General features: G+C 37.8%; 22 protein-coding genes. 19 read left to right on the forward strand and 3 right to left on the reverse strand.

Translation table 11 applies throughout. The features are described 5' to 3' along the window. The first annotated feature begins 31 nt into the window (after positions 1 to 31). The gene (locus KVT27_RS14200) at positions 32 to 799 is read left to right on the forward strand and encodes a CsxC family protein (RefSeq protein ID WP_036127197.1); all 768 of its coding nucleotides are present in this window, start codon (positions 32 to 34) and stop codon (positions 797 to 799) included. 80 nt (positions 800 to 879) lie between these two features. Here the strand turns inward: KVT27_RS14200 and mtaB are convergent, their stop codons facing one another. After that, positions 880 to 2,229, reverse strand: coding sequence for a tRNA (N(6)-L-threonylcarbamoyladenosine(37)-C(2))-methylthiotransferase MtaB (mtaB, locus tag KVT27_RS14205; RefSeq protein WP_036127196.1), 1,350 nt, complete (start codon positions 2,227 to 2,229; stop codon positions 880 to 882). A gap of 374 nt (positions 2,230 to 2,603) precedes the next feature. On the opposite strand from mtaB, the gene deoC reads away from it, so the two are divergent. The 17 genes from deoC (at position 2,604) to recO (ending at position 16,103) form a co-directional block, all read left to right on the forward strand. Then, positions 2,604 to 3,275: a deoxyribose-phosphate aldolase gene (gene deoC / locus KVT27_RS14210; RefSeq protein ID WP_217581492.1), complete on the forward strand. Its 672-nt coding sequence runs from the start codon at positions 2,604 to 2,606 to the stop codon at positions 3,273 to 3,275. A 127-nt stretch (positions 3,276 to 3,402) separates the two neighbouring features. Further along, complete coding sequence (locus KVT27_RS14215; protein WP_008179464.1) at positions 3,403 to 3,627, forward strand: spore coat associated protein CotJA; 225 nt, start codon at positions 3,403 to 3,405, stop codon at positions 3,625 to 3,627. Beyond that, positions 3,624 to 3,887 (forward strand): spore coat protein CotJB, encoded by a 264-nt coding sequence (locus KVT27_RS14220; protein ID WP_008179462.1) that lies wholly within the window; start codon positions 3,624 to 3,626, stop codon positions 3,885 to 3,887. The genes KVT27_RS14215 and KVT27_RS14220 overlap by 4 nt, the downstream gene beginning before the upstream one ends. 24 nt (positions 3,888 to 3,911) lie before the next feature. Then, the gene (locus tag KVT27_RS14225; RefSeq protein WP_031417041.1) at positions 3,912 to 4,481 is read left to right on the forward strand and encodes a manganese catalase family protein; all 570 of its coding nucleotides are present in this window, start codon (positions 3,912 to 3,914) and stop codon (positions 4,479 to 4,481) included. Positions 4,482 to 4,868: 387 nt separating this feature from the next. Continuing rightward, positions 4,869 to 5,042: a 30S ribosomal protein S21 gene (gene rpsU / locus KVT27_RS14230; RefSeq protein ID WP_004227078.1), complete on the forward strand. Its 174-nt coding sequence runs from the start codon at positions 4,869 to 4,871 to the stop codon at positions 5,040 to 5,042. A 303-nt stretch (positions 5,043 to 5,345) separates the two neighbouring features. Next, entirely contained in the window at positions 5,346 to 6,674 is a 1,329-nt protein-coding gene (locus tag KVT27_RS14235) for an NfeD family protein (protein WP_036127190.1), read from the forward strand. 3 nt (positions 6,675 to 6,677) lie between these two features. Then, positions 6,678 to 7,682: a flotillin-like protein FloA gene (gene floA, locus KVT27_RS14240; protein ID WP_008179446.1), complete on the forward strand. Its 1,005-nt coding sequence runs from the start codon at positions 6,678 to 6,680 to the stop codon at positions 7,680 to 7,682. Positions 7,683 to 7,707: 25 nt separating this feature from the next. Then, a complete protein-coding gene (locus KVT27_RS14245; RefSeq protein WP_036149126.1) occupies positions 7,708 to 8,187 on the forward strand; it encodes a hypothetical protein in 480 nt (159 codons plus the stop codon). 56 nt (positions 8,188 to 8,243) lie between these two features. After that, the gene (locus KVT27_RS14250; RefSeq protein WP_012295256.1) at positions 8,244 to 8,492 is read left to right on the forward strand and encodes a hypothetical protein; all 249 of its coding nucleotides are present in this window, start codon (positions 8,244 to 8,246) and stop codon (positions 8,490 to 8,492) included. Between the two features lies 1 nt (position 8,493). After that, positions 8,494 to 9,606, forward strand: a complete 1,113-nt coding sequence (locus KVT27_RS14255) for a sporulation protein YqfD (RefSeq protein ID WP_036127184.1) — start codon at positions 8,494 to 8,496, stop codon at positions 9,604 to 9,606. 2 nt (positions 9,607 to 9,608) lie between these two features. Next, positions 9,609 to 10,565 (forward strand): PhoH family protein, encoded by a 957-nt coding sequence (locus tag KVT27_RS14260; RefSeq protein WP_008179439.1) that lies wholly within the window; start codon positions 9,609 to 9,611, stop codon positions 10,563 to 10,565. Positions 10,566 to 10,822: 257 nt separating this feature from the next. After that, positions 10,823 to 12,943 carry an HD family phosphohydrolase gene (locus tag KVT27_RS14265; RefSeq protein WP_036149121.1) on the forward strand — a complete coding sequence of 707 codons (2,121 nt, stop codon included), beginning with the start codon at positions 10,823 to 10,825 and terminating at the stop codon, positions 12,941 to 12,943. Positions 12,944 to 12,951: 8 nt separating this feature from the next. Beyond that, positions 12,952 to 13,425: an rRNA maturation RNase YbeY gene (gene ybeY, locus KVT27_RS14270; protein ID WP_036127181.1), complete on the forward strand. Its 474-nt coding sequence runs from the start codon at positions 12,952 to 12,954 to the stop codon at positions 13,423 to 13,425. Next, positions 13,426 to 13,776, forward strand: a complete 351-nt coding sequence (locus KVT27_RS14275) for a diacylglycerol kinase family protein (protein ID WP_036127179.1) — start codon at positions 13,426 to 13,428, stop codon at positions 13,774 to 13,776. A 65-nt stretch (positions 13,777 to 13,841) separates the two neighbouring features. Next, positions 13,842 to 14,255, forward strand: a complete 414-nt coding sequence (locus tag KVT27_RS14280; protein WP_008179431.1) for a cytidine deaminase — start codon at positions 13,842 to 13,844, stop codon at positions 14,253 to 14,255. Then, entirely contained in the window at positions 14,242 to 15,159 is a 918-nt protein-coding gene (gene era / locus KVT27_RS14285) for a GTPase Era (protein ID WP_025114286.1), read from the forward strand. Before KVT27_RS14280 ends, era begins: the two co-directional genes overlap by 14 nt. A 155-nt stretch (positions 15,160 to 15,314) precedes the next feature. Then, the gene (gene recO, locus KVT27_RS14290) at positions 15,315 to 16,103 is read left to right on the forward strand and encodes a DNA repair protein RecO (RefSeq protein WP_036149119.1); all 789 of its coding nucleotides are present in this window, start codon (positions 15,315 to 15,317) and stop codon (positions 16,101 to 16,103) included. Between the two features lie 73 nt (positions 16,104 to 16,176). Here the strand turns inward: recO and KVT27_RS14295 are convergent, their stop codons facing one another. Beyond that, on the reverse strand, positions 16,177 to 16,323 hold the full coding sequence (locus KVT27_RS14295) for a hypothetical protein (protein ID WP_217581493.1): 147 nt from the start codon (positions 16,321 to 16,323) through the stop codon (positions 16,177 to 16,179). Between the two features lie 643 nt (positions 16,324 to 16,966). Here KVT27_RS14295 and KVT27_RS14300 point away from each other — a divergent pair. Further along, positions 16,967 to 18,697: an HD-GYP domain-containing protein gene (locus KVT27_RS14300; protein ID WP_235213920.1), complete on the forward strand. Its 1,731-nt coding sequence runs from the start codon at positions 16,967 to 16,969 to the stop codon at positions 18,695 to 18,697. A gap of 49 nt (positions 18,698 to 18,746) precedes the next feature. Here KVT27_RS14300 and KVT27_RS14305 read toward each other — a convergent pair whose 3' ends face one another. Then, a complete protein-coding gene (locus tag KVT27_RS14305) occupies positions 18,747 to 20,132 on the reverse strand; it encodes a glycine--tRNA ligase (protein WP_036127174.1) in 1,386 nt (461 codons plus the stop codon). Positions 20,133 to 20,297 lie beyond the last annotated feature (165 nt).

The following is a 20,297-nucleotide window of genomic DNA, read 5'->3' on the forward strand; positions in this document are numbered from 1 at the left end:
CTAATACTAAAAATGAAAAGAGGAATTTTTTTTGAGTGAACAATTTGAAAATCCAAATTTACCTTGTCCTGTAGCATCAACAGAGCAAATACCATTAACGAATGAATTTACACCAGTAATTACTACACCAGTTACGGCACCAACTATAAAAGTTCCAGTTGTGCTGGCAGAACCAACATTGCAAATCGTTGTAGAGTCAGATATTACACTTACTCCGCCAGCAACTGAAATCAAAAGAGTGAAAAAAAACGTATTCCTAAATCAAGTAAAACTAGTACCAGTTAGCTTTGCACGAATTGATGGTACAGACTTCTTTAGAGTAACTAGAGCTAAATTATTTGTAGCAGGCCATATTCGCAAAAATATCGAATATGCTTCATCAGCATGTAGTGGGGCACTTCGTGATAGAATTGCTGACGTTCCATTTTCTGGCTTTACAGATCTTACTTTCCCACAAACAATTGGAGGTTCAACACCTATCTTAGGAATTTCCGAGTTTGCGGAAGCGAACTTCCTTAATGAAGCGACTCAAATGGATGCTCGTCTTGATAAGGCTTTCTTCCAAAATCTTGTGAAATACAATGAACAACCATTTGGTGAATTAGTAGCAGCGAACTTCTTTGAACTTGATTTTTCACCGATTATGGCAGCGCCAGAAGGTACGTTCAGTACATTACGTGAAAAAATCGTATTAGAATTAACTGTGAAAGTATTGCAAGTGCAACAAATCAGATTAGGCGTTGGAAGTAGTGTCATAACACCAGTTCTTTTCGGGCTCACGCCTCCTACTAGCCCTTAATAATTACTAGTTACCTTAAAAATTCAAATCAACCAATAAAATGGGTTGCCTATATTACTAGGCAACCCATTTATTATTGATTATTTAACTGTCTCTAAAACACGTACAAATTGTCCTTGTGAATGTGGGTAGCCTGCTTGTGTAATTTTCACCTTTACAAGCTGTCCGATAAGACTTTCAGGACCCTCAAACACTACTTTTAAGTAATTATCTGTATAGCCCGTTAAAAGGCCTTCCTCTTCACTGCCATCATGTACAAATTCTTCAGGAATAACTTCTAGCACTTGATCTTCAAAACGAGAAGCATACTCTTTAGCAAGTTGATCATTTAGGGAGATGAGTCGGTGTACACGCTCATTTTTTATGTCTTCATCAATTTGATCTTCCATACGTGCAGCAGGAGTTCCTGTACGAGGAGAGAACGGGAAAACATGTAGTTCAGAGAATTTATGATCGCGAATAAAGTTGTATGTGTCCATAAATTCTTCTTCTGTCTCACCAGGGAAACCGACAATTACATCAGATGTAACAGCTAAATCAGGTAAGGCTTCATGTAATTTCGTTAAACGTTCGCCGAAAAATTCCATTGTATATTTACGACGCATACGTTTTAACACCGTATCAGATCCAGATTGAATGGGAATGTGTAAGTGATTCACGACAATTTTAGAATCACGTAATACGTCAATCACTTCATCCGTCAATTGGCTAGCCTCAATGGACGAAATACGGAGACGCTTTAATCCTTTTACATTGGCTTCTAGATCACGTAATAATTGGGCAAGGTTATAATCCTTTAGATCTTGACCATACCCACCCGTGTGAATACCTGTCAAAACTATTTCAAGATAGCCTGCATCTACTAATTGCTGTGCTTGATGTAATACTTCTTGTGGATCACGAGAACGCATTAAGCCACGTGCCCACGGGATTATACAAAACGTACAGAAGTTATTACAGCCTTCCTGTATTTTTAAGGAAGCACGTGTGCGGTCTGTAAATGCTGGTACATCTAATTCCTCATACACACGATTTTTCATAATATTACGTACGGCATTAATTGGCTGACGCTCAGCACGATATTGGTCAATATAACCAAGTAATTTTGTGCGGTCCTGCGTACCAACAACAATATCGACCCCAGGAATTGCCATAATTTCTGCTGGCGAAGTTTGTGCGTAGCAACCTGTTACACATATCACTGCATCTGGATTTTGTCGAATTGCTCGACGAATCACCTGACGTGATTTTTTATCTCCAGTATTAGTAACTGTACATGTATTAATGACATAAACGTCCGCTTGTTGATCAAATTCAGTGCGATCATAGCCTTCATCTTTAAATAGCTGCCAAATGGCTTCTGTTTCGTAGTGGTTTACTTTACAACCTAGAGTATGGAAACTCACGATTTTTGATCGCTCGTTACTCATAATTTATATCATCCTTTCAACTTCACATTACCTTGTGTTTCTTCACATTTAAATTATTTTGTAGTGTACATATTTTAGATACGTGATTTATGATAACATAATCCTTTTAAAATCAATACTTTAAAGATTTTTTTGTGAATGTTTTTGTCCTCTTTTTTGGGGGACTAATTGTTTTCCTAGTGGGTAAACTATACGGAAATGAAAGTAGTTCAAGGATACCATTACTTGAAACTACATGTATCTATTAAAAAAAGCTAATTTCACAAGAACAACACCAGTAATCATTTAAATAGAAAGAAATTAGACGGCAACGTGAAAAAATGGTATGATTCGAAGAGGTACGTACATCTTGATTAAAGAAGGAGCGTTAAAAAATGGAACAAAATTTTGCGCGTATGATCGATCATACATTATTAAAGGCTGAGGCAAAAAAGGAACAAATTGAAAAACTATGTGCGGAAGCGAAGCAATTTAATTTTGCCTCTGTATGTGTAAATCCTACTTGGGTAAAACAAAGTAGCGAATTATTACAAGGTTCAGACGTGCTGGTTTGTACGGTTATTGGATTCCCTCTTGGTGCCAATACATCAGCAGTGAAAGCATTTGAAGTAAAAGATGCAATTGCGAACGGTGCAAATGAGGTAGATATGGTCATTAATATTGGTGCATTAAAAGATAAAAATTATGATCTTGTACAAGCTGATATTGCTGCAGTTGTGGAAGCAGCTAAAGGTAGTGCACTTGTAAAAGTCATCATTGAATCATGTTTATTAACAGATGAAGAAAAAGTAAAAGCATGTGAGCTTGCTGTGGCAGCTGGTGCTGATTATGTGAAAACATCTACTGGTTTTTCAACTGGTGGCGCAACTGCAGCAGATATTGCCCTAATGCGTAAAACAGTAGGTCCTGATCTTGGTGTTAAAGCTTCAGGTGGTGTTCGTAGCTTAGAGGACATGAAAAGCATGGTGGAAGCAGGAGCAACTCGTATTGGTGCAAGCTCTGGCGTAGCCATCATGAATGGTTTAATCGCAGATTCTAATTATTAATTATTTCTTTTAGTGTGTACAAGCCACTAGCTCAGTAAGAAGCTAGTGGCTTTTTTTCATATAGAATAATACCTTCTATCATCACATATACTCCACTGACGATTTCGAATACAGAAAGGAGGATGTCATGTTTACACAATATAAGTATTGGAAGCCTTATATTAGTCCCTTTGATCCCTGCAAGCCTATCGAAGTAAAGTATTATGCTACACCACCACAATTATATATGGGTTTTCAGCCACCTGGACTTCCCCAATTCCAAACACCAAGAGAGGCACTTATGGCAGGAACACTATGGCCACAATTATTTAGTCCCTATCCATTTCCGACTAAAAGGAGGGATGAAGCATGACTAAAAAGATGCCGCCTGAATTTTATACCCTACTGGAAGAAATTCAGGCAATTGATTTCGTCATCGTTGAGTTAAATCTCTATTTAGACACACATCCACATGATTATGCTGCCATTCAACAATTTAATGAAAACACTGAAAAAAGTATGAAGCTCAAAGTCAACTTTGAACAAAAATTTGGGCCATTAATGAATTTTGGAAGAAGTTATTCAGATTATCCTTTTAATTGGGTTGATACCCCATGGCCGTGGCAAGTATAACATATTATTAGGAGGAATTTATTCTTGTGGTATTATGAAAAAAAACTTCAATACCCTGTAAAGGTTAGTACTTGTAACCCTATGCTTGCAAAATTTTTAATTGAGCAATATGGGGGTGCTGATGGGGAATTAGCTGCAGCACTTCGTTATATGAATCAACGCTATACGATCCCTGATAAAGTGGTTGGTTTATTAACAGATATAGCGACTGAGGAATTTTCACATTTAGAAATGATTGCTACGATGATTTACAAGCTGACAAAGGATGCTACGCCAGAAATGTTAAAAGAAGCAGGATTAGGAGATCATTATGTAAATCATGACAGAGCTTTATTCTATCAAAATGCCTCTGGTGTGCCATTTACAGCAACTTATATTCAGGCAAAAGGGGACCCAATAGCAGATTTATATGAAGATATTGCCGCAGAGGAAAAGGCACGTGCCACATATCAATGGATTATTGATTTATCTGATGATACCGATTTAAATGACAGTTTGAAGTTTTTACGTGAACGTGAAATTGTCCATTCCCAACGTTTTAGAGAAGCGGTAGAAATTTTAAAAGATGATAGAGATCAACAGAAAATCTTCTAAGAAAAAGTGGTTGGCTGTATCAAGGGGGCTTGAGACAGCCTTTTTACTATTAGAATGGGTAAACTAATTCTGAGGGATTAAAAGCATATTGGAAAGTTTCATCCTGTTCCTCACTGTATTGTGAACAGTCGGAGGATCATTTACATAAAATCATATTATAACTTTTCACTATGAAAATCCTTCATTGTTTGGAAAATACAATGTATTCAAATATGACCTCATTGTTCTTGTATAATTTAGACAAAAATAAAACCAAAAATTCACTTGATATTTTCGCACACTTTCTATTGACCATTATTAGACAATACGATATAATTTTTTAGTACACAACAGAAGGTTATTTGCCTAATTGTGTATTGACGTGTGTTCGGAGGGAGGGAAAGAGAGATGTCAAAAACTGTCGTTCGCAAAAACGAATCGCTTGAAGATGCTCTTCGCCGCTTCAAACGTACTGTATCAAAAAGTGGTACAATTCAAGAAGTTAGAAAGCGCGAGTTCTACGAAAAACCTAGCGTAAAACGTAAAAAGAAATCAGAAGCTGCACGTAAACGTAAGTGGTAATTTAATTTCCCATTAAAAATCCCTACGTTCATAACACGCAATCGTATGATTCACTGAGCAGACAAAGATATACCTGGAATTAATTACAGCTGTAATTAATTTCAGGTATTTTACATTGCTCGTTTTACGTACATATGAAAAAGCCGGATGGATATCATGTAGATTCATTCGGCTTTTTTGTGTAATACTAAGTAATATAAGCAATAGGTACATATAGACGAAATAATTTTTTAGATTTGTGAAACTTTTTACATGTTCGACCGTATATACAGAGGAGAAGCATGTTAGAAGGGAGGGAAAAAGGTGCGAAAACGGAGAATCCTTAGTTACTTACTAGTGATTTGGATGACTTTTTTGTTAGCGTTTCCATTAACTTCGGCTTTTGCAAGCAGTAAGGTCTACCACGTTCCTATTCATAATGAAGTGGAGCGAGGGCTTCACGCATTTTTAGAACGAGCTTTTAATGAGGCGAAAGAAAATAATGCGAAAGCGATTATCTTAGATATACATACGCCTGGCGGATTTGTAAATGCAGCAAGTGATATCGCCATGCTTATGGATGCAACAGATATACGGACGATTGCTTTTATAAATAAGGATGCCCATTCAGCAGGTGCTTTTTTAGCCTTACATGCGGATGAAATCTACATGGTACCCAATGGAACAATCGGTGCAGCAGCTGTTATCGACTCAGCAGGTAATGCGGCTGATTTGAAAGCAAATAGTGCATGGCTTGCTCAAATGTCGGCAGCAGCGGAGACATCAGGTCGAGATCCTAAGTATGCTTTAGCAATGGCTGATTCGAGTTATGAATTGCCGGAGTACCGTGCGGAAGGAAAAAATCTATTAACGCTTTCAGCATCGGAGGCATTAAAGGTCCAATACTCAGAGGGTACCGTGAAAAATTTTCAGGAACTTTTAGAGAAAATAGACTTACAAGACAGTGATGTCGTTCCAATCGAACCAACATTCTCTGAGAAATTGGCTCGTTTTATTACAAATCCAATCATTGTTCCAATTTTATTATCCATTGCAAGTCTAGGTCTTGTAATGGAACTCTATTCGCCAGGATTTGGAGTTCCGGGTATAATGGGATTATCAGCACTCGGTTTATTTTTCTTTGGACATATGGTTGCAGGCTTTGCTGGCTATGAATCCTTATTGTTATTAATTATTGGTTTAGCACTTGTTGTTGCAGAGTTTTTTGTTCCTGGTGGAATTGTTGGTATTTTAGGTGGTGTGCTCATAATACTAAGTTTATTACTGGCAGGTGCAAATATTATGCAAATGATAATAGCAATTCTCATTGCGCTTGTAATAGCGATTATAGGAATGGTGATTCTGATGAAATTTTTCGGGAAAAAACTGCATGTTTTGAACAGGCTGGTGCTAATGGATGCAACTACGACAGAAGAGGGCTATGTATCCAACGTCAATCGCACAGAATTGTTAGGAAAAGTAGGGACTACACTTACTCCTTTACGTCCATCGGGTACAATGGTTCTTGGCAGTGAACGCGTTGATGTTGTATCAGAGGGCGGCTATGTCGATGCAAATAAACATGTAGAAATCATTAAAGTTGAAGGCTCACGTATTGTCGTGAGACAAACAGAAAAAGAGATGGAGGAATAGAAAATGGGTTTTGATTTAGCATTAATTGGTCCTATCGCTGGACTGGTTATTTTATTCATTGTACTAGCGGTATTCTTTACCTTTGTACCAGTAGCACTATGGATTTCTGCACTGGCTGCAGGCGTCCGTGTTAGCATTTTCACATTAATTGGGATGCGTTTACGTCGTGTAATTCCGTCTCGAATTGTAAATCCGTTGATTAAAGCACATAAAGCAGGTTTACCTGTTACGATTAACCAGCTTGAAAGTCACTATTTAGCTGGTGGTAATGTAGACCGAGTTGTCAATGCATTAATTGCTGCTCACCGCGCGAATATTGAATTATCTTTTGAGCGCTGTGCCGCGATTGATTTAGCTGGGCGAGATGTATTAGAAGCAGTTCAAATGTCTGTAAACCCAAAAGTTATTGAAACACCATTTATTTCAGGTGTAGCGATGAACGGGATTGAGGTAAAGGCTAAAGCCCGTATTACGGTACGTGCCAACATCGAGCGTTTAGTCGGTGGTGCTGGTGAAGAAACTGTTATTGCCCGTGTAGGGGAAGGGATCGTTTCTACAATTGGTTCAGCAACTAGCCATACGGAAGTATTAGAAAATCCGGATATGATTTCACAAACAGTTTTATCAAAAGGTTTGGATTCAGGAACAGCCTTTGAAATCTTATCCATAGATATTGCCGATGTAGATATCGGTAAAAACATTGGTGCAGAATTACAAATTGAACAAGCGCAAGCAGATAAAAACATTGCCCAAGCGAAGGCCGAAGAGCGTCGTGCAATGGCTGTAGCGAATGAGCAAGAAATGATTGCCCGTGTTCAAGAGATGAAAGCGAAAGTGGTAGAAGCTGAAGCAGAAGTACCTCAAGCAATGGCAGAAGCATTACGCTCAGGTAATCTTGGTATTATGGATTACATGAACTATCGTAACATTCAAGCTGATACGGCTATGCGTGATTCCATTTCAAAAGTAAGCAACGATAAACCAGAAACAAACGAACCAAATGTTTAATAACGGAAAGGAGCGGAACTAACATATGGAACAATTAATTATTTTTGCAATAATTGCCATAGTCAGCTCTATTTTCGGAAAATCAAAAAATAAAAAACCACAAAAACCGATGCCTCCTTTTAATAATAAGGATACACGTGTAGAGTCACCTGTTTTGGAAGAAACTCCGCAACGTCATCAAAAACCACAAAGTTTTGAAGATTTTGCTCGAGAATTTATTGGGGATTGGATTCCAGAAAATGAAAAGGTTCAAGACACTAAAAAATATGTTGAGGAACAAGTGAAGAAAGAAGTACCAAGCTATGTTGCGCCACCTGTCACTCCAGCTGATGTGCCACACCGTTCGTCTACACGAGAGCGAAAAGGACGATTAGCAGCTGGGAAGGAAGAAGTGAAAGCAACTGGGACACATTCTCCTTTTCAAGTTCCACAATCAAAAAATGCTCTCATGCAGGCTGTGGTAATGGCTGAAATATTAGGTCCTCCAAAAGCAAAAAGAAAATAACTAGCATGTCCTCCTTTTTCGATGCATATATTGCCGAAGAAGGAGGCATTTTTTTTATGAAAAAATTATTTCAATTAACGCCACTACTTGAATTGTCCGAATATGAATCATTAAAAATCATTGGACCTTATCGTTTTATTCATGCAGATGCAACGACATGTTCGTTTGCTTATGCAGATTATCATATTACTGTTACTGCGGATCTGGTGAAGATTCATGCACTAAAAGAAGAAATGCTTCATCTTTCTGTTGAAAATTTACAAGAGATTCATATGAAAATGACAAAGAATATGGGTGTGAGCTAAAATGTGGAATAATCGGCCAATCATTATACGTATAAAGCGCCATGAAAATGTTCATCCTTTTATTCAAGCATTGCACGCACAACATATTCCGTTAAAGCGTGTTGTCTTTAGAGAACAAGAGGTTTCATTTGAAACAACGATGCATCATTTACCAAAAATTCGCCGTATACGAAGAGGCTTTCGTTTGAAAATGGCTGTTTTTTATGCGGATGAGCTGCAAGTTTTCCGAGCTCAGGTTTGGACTTTGCTTGGTTTGGCTTTGATGATTGCCATCCCAATAATTGGTGCGCAAGTGATTTGGAAAGTAGACATTGAAGCAGCGACACCTGAATTGGAGCAGCGCTTAGGTAAAACCTTTCATGATACATTTCAAATAGAAACACCACTTTCTAAAAAAAATTTACCTTCTAATACTGTTATACGCCAAAAGCTACTAGAACAGCATCGAGAGCTCTCTTGGGTGCATATTGAAAAAAATGGTGGACGCGTGGTACTAAGACCACAGGAATCACCTAAACAAACGAAGCAGACAAATGAAAAATTGGCATCGCAATTAGTAGCAACGAAAAGCGGTATTATTACTCACTTTGATATCCAAAATGGGGAGCGGAAAATTTCAGTAAATGATACAGCCTATGAGGGGGATGTTCTTGTTAGTGGTGTGATTGAAAGTGGAACAAATCATGTCTTTGTTGGCGCAAAGGGCGAGGTTTATGCAGACTATTGGCTAGAATGTACTTTTAAAATTCCTACAAAAATTACAATGGAAACCTTGCAACAAAAGCAATGGCGAGTATTGGTGAAAGGTATTCATCAAGAAAAAGTTGATTATGTGCAAAAAAAGGATTTACCGAATTGGCTAGACCCTTATGTGTCAATTGTGGAGGAGCAGCAAACGAAAACGATGCAGGTGGAGCTTGATGAATCGAAAATTGAGTCTTTACTCATCCCACTCCTGCATGAAAAAGTAATACGTTCGTTACCTGCTAAATCCATCATCAAAAAAGAAAACCTTTTACAGGCAAAGTGGGGTAATGGTACAGTTGAAGGGAAAGTTCTATTTTTAGTCAATGAAAACATTGCAAGTCCAATACATGGCCTACAAGGAGAATGATTATGTCAGAACAGTTAACTGTATTACAAGTGGATAATCCAAACGAAGCGGTTATGCTACTCGGAATTTCCGATGCAAATATGAAGCTGGTTGAGGAAGCACTTAATGTTCATATCATTACCCGTGGTGAACAAATTCAACTTGCGGGTGAAGAAAGTGCTAAGGAACAGGCAACATATCTGCTGCATGCATTATTGAAGGTCATTCGCAAAGGTATTAATATTGATCAACGTGATGTATCTACAGCTATTGAAATGACTCAAAAAGGTACCATTGAATATTTCGCAGAACTTTATGATGAAGAAATAGCACGCACGACAAAAGGTAAACCAATTCGTGCAAAAACAATTGGTCAACGAGAATACATACAAGCAATCCGTCATAAAGACGTTGTTTTTGGTATTGGTCCAGCCGGTACTGGGAAAACGTATTTAGCGGTAGTCATGGCAACGCAGGCACTTAAAAATGGGCATGTCAAGCGCATTATTTTAACTCGTCCCGCTGTTGAAGCAGGAGAGTCTCTAGGCTTCCTTCCTGGTGATTTAAAGGAAAAGGTAGATCCTTATTTAAGACCTCTCTATGACGCCTTAAACGACATCTACGGGTCTGAACAGACCCAACGATTAATTGAACGAGGAACGATTGAAATTGCACCATTGGCTTATATGCGTGGCCGTACATTAGATGATGCTTTCGTAATTTTAGATGAAGCACAAAATACTACTCATCAACAAATGAAAATGTTTTTAACACGATTAGGCTTTGGTTCGAAAATGGTAATTACAGGTGATAAAACACAAATCGATTTGCCTAAAAATACGGAGTCTGGCTTAATCGTAGCAGAACGTACATTAAAATATGTGAAATCAATCCATTTCCAAGTGCTAGAACAGGGGGATGTTGTCCGTCACCCAATAGTAGCTAAAATCATCCAAGCCTACGAAGAACAGCAACTTTAGAATGGCAAAGCCATTCTAAAGTGTGCCCCGAAAGCGAAGCGACAGGGGCAACGTGTTTAAAAAAATCTGCCCCGAAAGCGAAGTGACAGGGGCAACAGGGTTAAAAAATTCTGCCCTGTAAATGTGAATGATTAAAATATGGAAAAAAATGTGACAGCTATACGAATTTGTATAGCTGTTTTTTGCTTTCTTATACATTTTTCGAGAAAAATGTATGTTGAATTGGTATGATAGAAGGTAGATAGAGGAGGTGCCAGATGGAGAAACAACTTCGAAAATTTACAGAGCTTATCGGTTTTCGCTATTTTATTATCATCATTCTCATTTTAACAGGATGCCTACAATTTGGATTGATGTATGGCAATGTTAAAGGAGTTACATATGATTTCAAACCTTTACAGTTAGCCCCTGAAACCGTACGATCTACTAAAACAATAGAAGATACCTACAAGACACAGCAAGAGCGGGAAAAAGCCGCAACTGCAGTAGGCCCGGTCTATCAATTTTCGGAGGATGTCGCCAAGCAAAGAGCAGCGATTGTCACATCGTTATTTGATTATGTACTTGAGGTAAAAAAGGATGTGGCAAATAGTAAGGAACCAATTGCAATTGCCGATCAAGTAGGGCAGCTGCGCAAAAAATTTGAATCGCTCGATGAAGATCAAATGCCACTCATCTTTACGGATTCACAGCTAGAAGGACTTTTAGTGCAGAGCGATGAGGATTTAAATAGAACAAGTATCCAATTATCCAAAACGGTAGAGGAATACTTACAAAAATCCATTCGACCTGAAAATGTCTTTGTTGCTCAAAATGACTTTGAGACGAAAATTCGAGGACAAAGAGGGTATCCAGATAAAATATTCAATACGGTTGTTTTAATTGGCCGTACAAGCATCATTGAAAATGAAACCGTTAACGAAGAACAAACGAAAATAAGAAAAGAACAAGCGAAGGAAAGTGTAGAGCCTACAAGAATTTTACAAGGTCAAATTATTGTGCAGGAAGGCCAGATTATTGATAAAGAGGCATTTCGACAATTAGAGCTTTTAGGGATGATCAGTAATCAAGCTTCCTTAAAACCAATTGCAGGACTCATAATTTTAACACTGCTCCAAATGGTGTTTATGTATATTTTATTCGAGCGTTGGGAGGCTAACGAACGAAAAAAACGAAATGCATTATTGGTAACAGTGATTGTTTATAGTTTGTCCATCTTGCTAATGAAATTTATTAGCTTAGTTTCTGGCGGATTTGATGTGACCATTGCCTTCCTTTTCCCAACAGCATTGGCTACGATGCTTGTCCGTCTATTGGCAGATGATAAAGCAGCAGTGCTTGTTACAGTTATGACTGCTGCTTCAGCTGGCGTTATTTTTCAAGAAGGCTATTCATCCGTTATGCAAATGGAAATTACGCTTTATATCATTTTCGGAGGGTTTGCAAGTTTATTCTTTTTACGTAGTGTTGAGAAGCGGTCCCATATTTTACAGGCAGTTGCGGTTATCTCTCTTGTAAATATGGCTTTTATCGCCTTCTATTTATTAATGACACAATCATCCTATGGTTTACCAGAACTAGTGTTTTACTTTGTTGCGGCTATGTTATCTGCATTGCTTTCTGGAGCGTTGACAATGGGTCTTTTACCATTCTTTGAGTCGGCATTTAGTTTATTATCATCCTTGCGATTAATTGAGCTATCCAATCCAAATCATCCATTATTAAAAAAATTACTAATGGAAGCACCAGGAACATATCATCATAGTGTGATGGTCGCAAACTTAGCTGAAGCTGCCTGCGAAGAAATAGGAGCAGATGGGTTACTAGCGCGTGTAGGGTGCTACTATCATGATATCGGAAAAACAAAGAGACCAGCTTTCTTCATTGAAAATCAGATGTCAGGCATTAATCCGCACGATTCATTGCCTCCTGAAACAAGTGCAGAAATTATCATTGCTCATACAACTGATGGAGCAGACATGTTAAGACGCTATAAAATGCCTCAGGAAATTATTGATATTGCGTTGCAGCATCATGGGACAAGTTTGTTAAAATTTTTCTTGTTTAAAGCGAAAGAGCAAGGGAAATCCTTTGATGAGGCTACGTTTAGATATCCTGGCCCAAAACCGCAAACGAAGGAAGCAGCGGTGATAAGTGTGGCAGATAGTGTAGAGGCAGCAGTACGGTCAATGAAAGAGCCGAATTCTGAGAAAATTCATAAGCTAGTAAGAGCTATCATTGACGATCGAGTACAAGATAACCAGTTTGATGAATGCGATATTTCAATAAAAGAGTTAAAATGTATAGAGAGAGTACTTTGCGAAACATTGAACGGAATTTTCCATTCACGTATTGAGTATCCTAAGGCAGATAAGTAGGAGGATCTATGATTTTAACAATTGATTTTACTGATGAAACAAATGAAGTTGCAGCACAGCATACAGAGCTTGTAGAAAAGCTTTTGCAGCATGCAGCGAGTGTAGAAAATATCGAGCCAGAAACAGAGGTTTCTGTCACGTTTGTCACAAATGGCACGATTCAAGATATAAACCGCGAGTATCGTGGGAAAGATCAACCAACCGATGTTATTTCCTTTGCATTGGAGGAGCTAGGTGAAGGTGAAATGGCTGTAACTTTCGAAGGAATGCCCCGTATACTAGGCGATATTATTATTTCAACAGATCGTGCAAAAGAGCAGGCTGAGGAATACAATCACTCCTTTGAAAGAGAATTAGGTTTTTTAGCTGTCCATGGCTTTTTACATTTACTCGGTTATGACCATATGGAGCCTGAAGAGGAAAAAGTGATGTTTACAAAACAAGATGAAATACTACAAACTTTTGGTTTAGGACGAGATTAAATGGATTTGCGTAAATACTTGCGATCATTTGGCTATGCGTTTGAAGGCATTATAACTGCAAGTAAAGAACAAAATTTAAAATCACATATTGTGAGTGCAGTCATTGTCATACTGGCTGGTTATTTTACAGGTTTGTCTCGAACGGAATGGTATATTGTGCTACTATTAATAGCACTTATGTTTGCATTGGAAATGATCAATACAGCTATTGAGAGAGTAGTGGATTTGGCTTCGCCGAACCTCCACCCACTCGCCAAGCAGGCAAAAGATATCGCAGCAGGTGCTGTGCTTGTATTTGCGCTATTCAGTGCTATAATCGGATTACTTATCTTCCTACCAAAATGGTTGTAATCGAAGTGAGCATCTGATATGAGAAATTAACTGTATTATATTAACGTGAGGGAGAAATATGATAGATGACAATTGATATGCATGCATTACTAGAGGAATCTAAAAAAGCGCGTGAAAAAGCATATGTTCCATACTCAAAATTTAAAGTAGGCGCAGCTCTTTTAACGAAGGCCGGAGAAGTTATTCACGGTTGTAATATTGAAAATGCAGGCTATAGTATGACGAATTGTGCTGAGCGTACAGCATTTTTTAAGGCTGTGTCAGAAGGTACTTATGAATTCGAGGCTATTGCTATTGTTGCAGATACAGAAGGCCCATGCGCACCATGTGGAGCATGTCGTCAGGTGATGATGGAATTTTGCGCACCGACGATGCCTGTTTATTTAACGAATTTAAAAGGTGATGTTACGGTAACGTCAGTGGGCGAATTATTACCGTTTGCATTTACAACGGAGGATTTAGAGAATGCTGGAAACTAGAAGTGGCTATAAGTCAGGCTTTATCTCTATTATTGGTCGTCCCAATGTTGGTAAATCGACATTTTTGAATCGTGTCATTGGCCAGAAAATTGCGATCATGAGTGATAAACCACAAACAACACGAAATAAAGTACAAGGTGTACTGACATCAACAGATAGCCAAATGATTTTTATTGATACACCAGGTATCCATAAGCCCAAACATAAACTTGGTGATTTTATGTTAAAGGTTGCCAAAAATACATTGCGCGAAGTGGACGTGATTTTGTTCATGGTGAATGCTGAGCAGAAGCTTGGCAAAGGCGATGAATTTATTCTAGAAATGTTGGCGGGAAATTCGACGCCAGTATTCCTTGTTATTAATAAAATCGATCAGATTCATCCAGATGAATTACTTGGAATTATCGAAAGCTATAAGGAACGTTATGAATTTGCTGAAATTATTCCTATCTCAGCGTTACAAGGCAATAATGTAGAAAGCTTATTGGACACGTTGTCGAAGTATTTACCAGAGGGGCCACAATATTACCCAGCTGACCAAGTAACGGATCATCCAGAGCGCTTCATCATTTCTGAGCTTATTCGTGAAAAAGTGTTACATTTAACGCGCGAAGAAATTCCTCATTCTATTGCGGTTGTGATTGATAAAATCCGTCGAGATGAGGAAAACAATGATAAAATTCATGTCTCAGCCACTATAATGGTTGAACGTGATTCACAAAAAGGTATTGTCATTGGTAAACGTGGTGCCCTATTAAAAGAAGTAGGGACACGTGCACGAAAGGATATCGAAATGCTATTAGGTTCTAAAGTCTATTTAGAACTATGGGTAAAAGTCCAAAAAGATTGGCGTAATAAATCAACACATTTACGTGATTTCGGCTTCCGAGACGATGAATATTAATAAGCTTTGCTGACTTGGGTAACACCGTCAAAAAACTAAGGTGTACAGTATTGGCGGTGTGAATGCCCTCGGTCATATAGCTTTTACTTTGAGCTGTCCAAAATATTTTGGAGAGCTCTATTTTCATGGACAGTTTATAGGAAAGGAGGGGGACTATGCTTCATAAATGGGAAGGAATTGTTTTAAAAGTACGGGCTTATGGTGAATCCAATAAAATTGTTACACTGCTTACACGAGAGGCAGGGAAGGTAGCAACCATGGCAAGAGGTGCGAAAAAGCCTTCTAGTAGATTAGCGTCGGTCACACAGCCTTTTACATATGGCATGTTTATGGTGCAACACCATACTGGTATGGGGACATTGCAACAAGGGGAGCATTTGAATTCAATGCGCCATATTCGTGAGGATATCATGGCCACTGCCTATGCTAGCTATATTATGGAACTTGTGGAGCGGGTCGTAGAAGAGGGAAAACCAGAGCCTTTCGCCTTTGATGTCCTGCTGCAAGCACTCCAAGCGATAGAGGATGGCTATGATCCTGAATCCATCACACTCTTTGCTGAATGGAAGATGCTACCCTATACAGGAGTCCAGCCTATATTACACGCCTGTGCCGCATGCGGAGCTGTAGATGGGGAATTTGCTTTCTCCTTTGCACAAGGTGGGTTTTTATGCCATCGCTGTTATCAGCATGATCCCTATATTATTCGCTTAACGCCGACACAACTTAAGCTTATTCGTATGTTCTATACAGTTCCCATTGATCAAATTGGGAAAATTGAATTAAAAAAGGAAACGAAATATTTTATAAAAAAAATTATAACAACAATCTATGAAGAACAAACTGGAATTCGTTTTAAGACGAGAAAGTTTATCGAGCAGCTAGAGAGAACCCCTGAATTACAAATACGCACTGTGAACGAAGGAAAGCCAGAAGAACCTTAACTGAACTGCCCCGTAAAAGTTAGACATCGGTCTAACTTTTAAGGGGGTTTTTTTATAATCTATAAATTTTCATTTAAAAAAAGATTTTTAAAAAGTCCTCTGAATCATCCGAAAATCCAGTTATCACTAATTTACCTGCCCCTTCAGCCAGGGGATGAAGGGTGATAGCCTCTGACATATCCTCCTTTTCATCCCATTTGAGCAGATGCAGTATTACCATAAATGGCCATCAGATAATCCTGCTAAATTGACTAATTAATGATTCTTTCTGTAATAGCTAATGCTAATTTTAACACCTAACTTATATCGAAATTTTTTAAATGATAATAGAGACCTTTGTATGATGTAATTGGTAATGTGACGTCGAAGTCTTGAACGTGGTGTTCCTATTAAATTGTGTTGTAAATGAATAAAATTTCAATTTTTACAAAATAAAATTTTTACATAAATTTAGTTTTTTATATTAAATATTAAAATTGTAGATTTTATTCATGAGTCTATATAACTTGATTTTTCGTTTTATTATTTATCTAATAATGATTTATTGTGAGAATAGTCTTGTATTTTTATGTAGTTTTCAATATATAAATAGTAGAAACTAATCACTCGAGTCCCATATACTAGTTGAAAAGGTATTTTAACCTATGATATTGTAAGTGATATAGATATTCTTATTTATATTTTTTTAATATAACTTAGTCGTTTAATCCCCTGTCGAAATAAATGTACTTAATATAGATCTGACATGCCTATGAAATAGAAAACAAGCCTCTATCAGCAAAGCGTATTTTTATACGTTTATCAGAATAACGCAGTCCTATGGAAGAAGGAGGGAGTCACATAGTGCTTGGTACATTGCGTATGTGGCAGAAAATATGCTACGAAAAGTAACCTTAAGTATTCGTGAAGTTGAAGCGGATGATATTTTAGCGGAAGATATCTTTTCAGATTATCGTTTATTAGCTAAGAAGGATTTAGTTTTAACGGAGCGAATTATTGCTTTACTTAAACTTCGAAAAGTAGATGAATTATCTGTCTATCTACCATCGGATTCGGTTCGAATTGTCCATGATTTAAGTGCTCAGCGAACGAGAGAATACGAGGATTTATTTTCACCACTAATGGAGGAGAAAGATCCAATCGATGACTATAAAGAAACCGTCCATCAACTTTTTATGACAACTCTAGAGAATGTTGTCCATGAATTACGTTATGGTCAAATTTTAAAAAGCATACAAGATACGGCTTATGTTCGCGGTGTTTTCGAAAAAATTTTAGAAGAAAAACATCGCTATGAGTTACTTATGCGTTTAAAGGACTGGGATGAGTATTCTTTTGTCCATTCATTTGATGTATTTGTATTAGGAACCATTTTTGCTCGATATTTGGGGTTAACAGATATCGAAACATTAGCAAGAGGTTATTTGTTCCATGATATTGGGAAGGTCTTTATCCCCCAAGAAATTTTAAATTTAAAGCGTAAGCTCTCGGAAGATGAGTTTGAAATTGTTAAAACACACACAACAAAGGGCTATGAGCTTCTTATCGAAAATGAAGAGGAGGATATCGCCTATTTAGCGCGAGATCATCATGAGCGCTTTGCTGGGAAAGGTTATCCTAATCAGCTTTGTGCGGATGATATGAGTGAAGGAGTACAGTTGCTACAAATTATTGATGTGTATTCCGCGATGACGTCTAAGCGAGTTTATCACGATGGTTATGGAGCAACGGATGCTTTAGCTGTTTTATACAAGGATCGGCATTTATATAACGAAAAATTTATGAATAAATTTGTAGAATGTTTAGGCATCTATCCCGTTAACTCTGTTGTGATGCTCTCCGATAATCGTAGTGCACAAGTCGAGCTTGTTTACGATTTATTTCCTACTTTGCCCAAGGTGAAATTACTGGATGAGCAAACATCAATGAACCTACCCTTGAACTATAGTGTTAAAATAGCCAAAATGATTGATTATCGTGCCAATAGCTTTGAAGAGATTTTTAACCTATTCGTGGAGCAATTAATCAGATGTGACGAAAATAATCTAAGAATGCATTTTAGTAAGTTAATTGATCATTTACACCCAAAAGAAATTGTCCTAAAAATATTTTTACCAGCTTTTCGCATATTACGTCTGTTAACGAGAGAAATACAAACGGATATGACGAAATATAGAAATTCAATTACTATTTTAAAGAAATTATTAGAAGAACAATTAAACGTTTTGTATATGGATTATCAGCATGAAAAAACGACCATTCTAGTAGTAGAAACAACCCTTCGTGAAAACTTCTTCATTAAGCTTGTGCAAAGTATTCTGTATATTGATAAAATTGTGCCTTTCTTCATAAATCCAGGTGATGATCAACGTATTACACAGCTAATGGGGCATTGTGATGTCAATGTCGCTTATTTTATTGAAGATGAACAAACCGTCGAAAAGCGAGTTCGTCCAATGCGGGAAGGAGCCTTTCTCTATTATTCATTAGCCGATATAGAGGAATTACTTGTTAGCTTAATCGGTATGAGTGTGAAAAAGTTTTCATTTGAGGAAAAAATGCAAGAGCGTTTATTTTCAACTTACAAAGCATAAGAAGAGGGAGTTGCCAGTAATGGCAACCCCCTCTTTATTATTGTAACTATTAAAATTGAAGATGTTTTTCAATATAGGCTTTAACTTCTGAAATTGGCATACGAACTTGTGTCATAGAATCGCGGTGACGTACTGTCACTTGGCCATCTTCTTTTGAGTCAAAATCGTATGTGATACAGAATGGTGTACCGATTTCATCTTGGCGACGGTAACGTTTACCGATTGATTGTGATTCATCAAAATCAACAGGGAACGCTTTGCGAAGTTCAGCCCAAACGTCTGTAGCTTCATCAGATAATTTTTTAGAAAGAGGTAGAACAGCGGCTTTAAATGGTGCAATTGCTGGGTGGAAACGTAAAACAGTACGTTTATCGTCACCTTCCAACTCCTCTTCATCATATGCATCGCATAGGAATGCTAATGTCACACGGTCAGCCCCTAAAGATGGTTCAATACAATAAGGAATATAACGTTCATTTGAAACAGGATCAATATAAGTGAAATCTTCACCTGAATGCTCCATATGTTGTTTCAAATCATAATCTGTACGGTCAGCGATACCCCAAAGCTCTCCCCAGCCAAATGGGAATTTAAATTCGATATCCGTTGTCGCGTTAGAGTAGTGAGACAGCTCATCATCCTCGTGATCACGAAGACGCATAGAATCTTCTTTCATGCCTAGGTTTAATAACCAATTTTTACAGAATTCTTTCCAATAAGAGTGCCATTCAAGATCCTCTCCTGGCTTACAGAAGAATTCAAGTTCCATTTGTTCGAATTCACGTGTACGGAAAGTAAAGTTTCCTGGTGTAATTTCATTTCGGAAAGATTTACCAACTTGTGCAATGCCAAATGGAGTACGTTTACGCATAGAGCGTTGAACATTTTTAAAGTTTACGAAAATACCTTGTGCTGTTTCTGGACGTAAGAAAATCTCATTTGTAGAAGACTCTGTTACACCTTGGAATGTTTTAAACATTAGGTTAAATTGGCGAATATCTGTGAAATCAGCTTTTCCACAATCAGGGCACACTACATCGTATTTAATCATTGTTTCTTTCATTTGATCGAATGTCATACCATCAACAATGATTTCATCACCTTTTGCTAACGCTGCGTCTTCAATGATTTTATCAGCGCGATGGCGAGCCTTACATGATTTACAGTCGATCATTGGATCATTAAAGTTCCCAACGTGACCAGAAGCCACCCAAGCTTTTGGGTTCATTAAGATGGCAGCATCGATACCGACATTGTGCTCTGATTCCTGAACGAATTTTTGCCACCAAGCTTTTTTAATATTGTTTTTTAATTCAACACCAAGTGGACCGTAATCCCAAGTGTTTGCTAGACCACCGTAGATTTCTGAGCCTGGGAAGACAAAGCCTCGGTGTTTTGCTAATGATACAATTGTTTCCATTGATTTGTTAGCCATAAAATAGCCTCCTTCAAAATTTTTCACCTTTTTAGCGGTAAAACGCTAAAGCTTTTCATTCAGTGTTGACTAAATGAAAATAGCACCCGTCTCCGGGCACAATGTATGCCCAGGGACGAGTGCTAATACCCGCGGTTCCACCCTGATTGTTTTAAACAAAACGTT

The sequence above is a fragment of the Lysinibacillus sp. GbtcB16 genome (assembly GCF_019091145.1).
GTDB classification, from domain to species: domain Bacteria; phylum Bacillota; class Bacilli; order Bacillales_A; family Planococcaceae; genus Lysinibacillus; species Lysinibacillus fusiformis.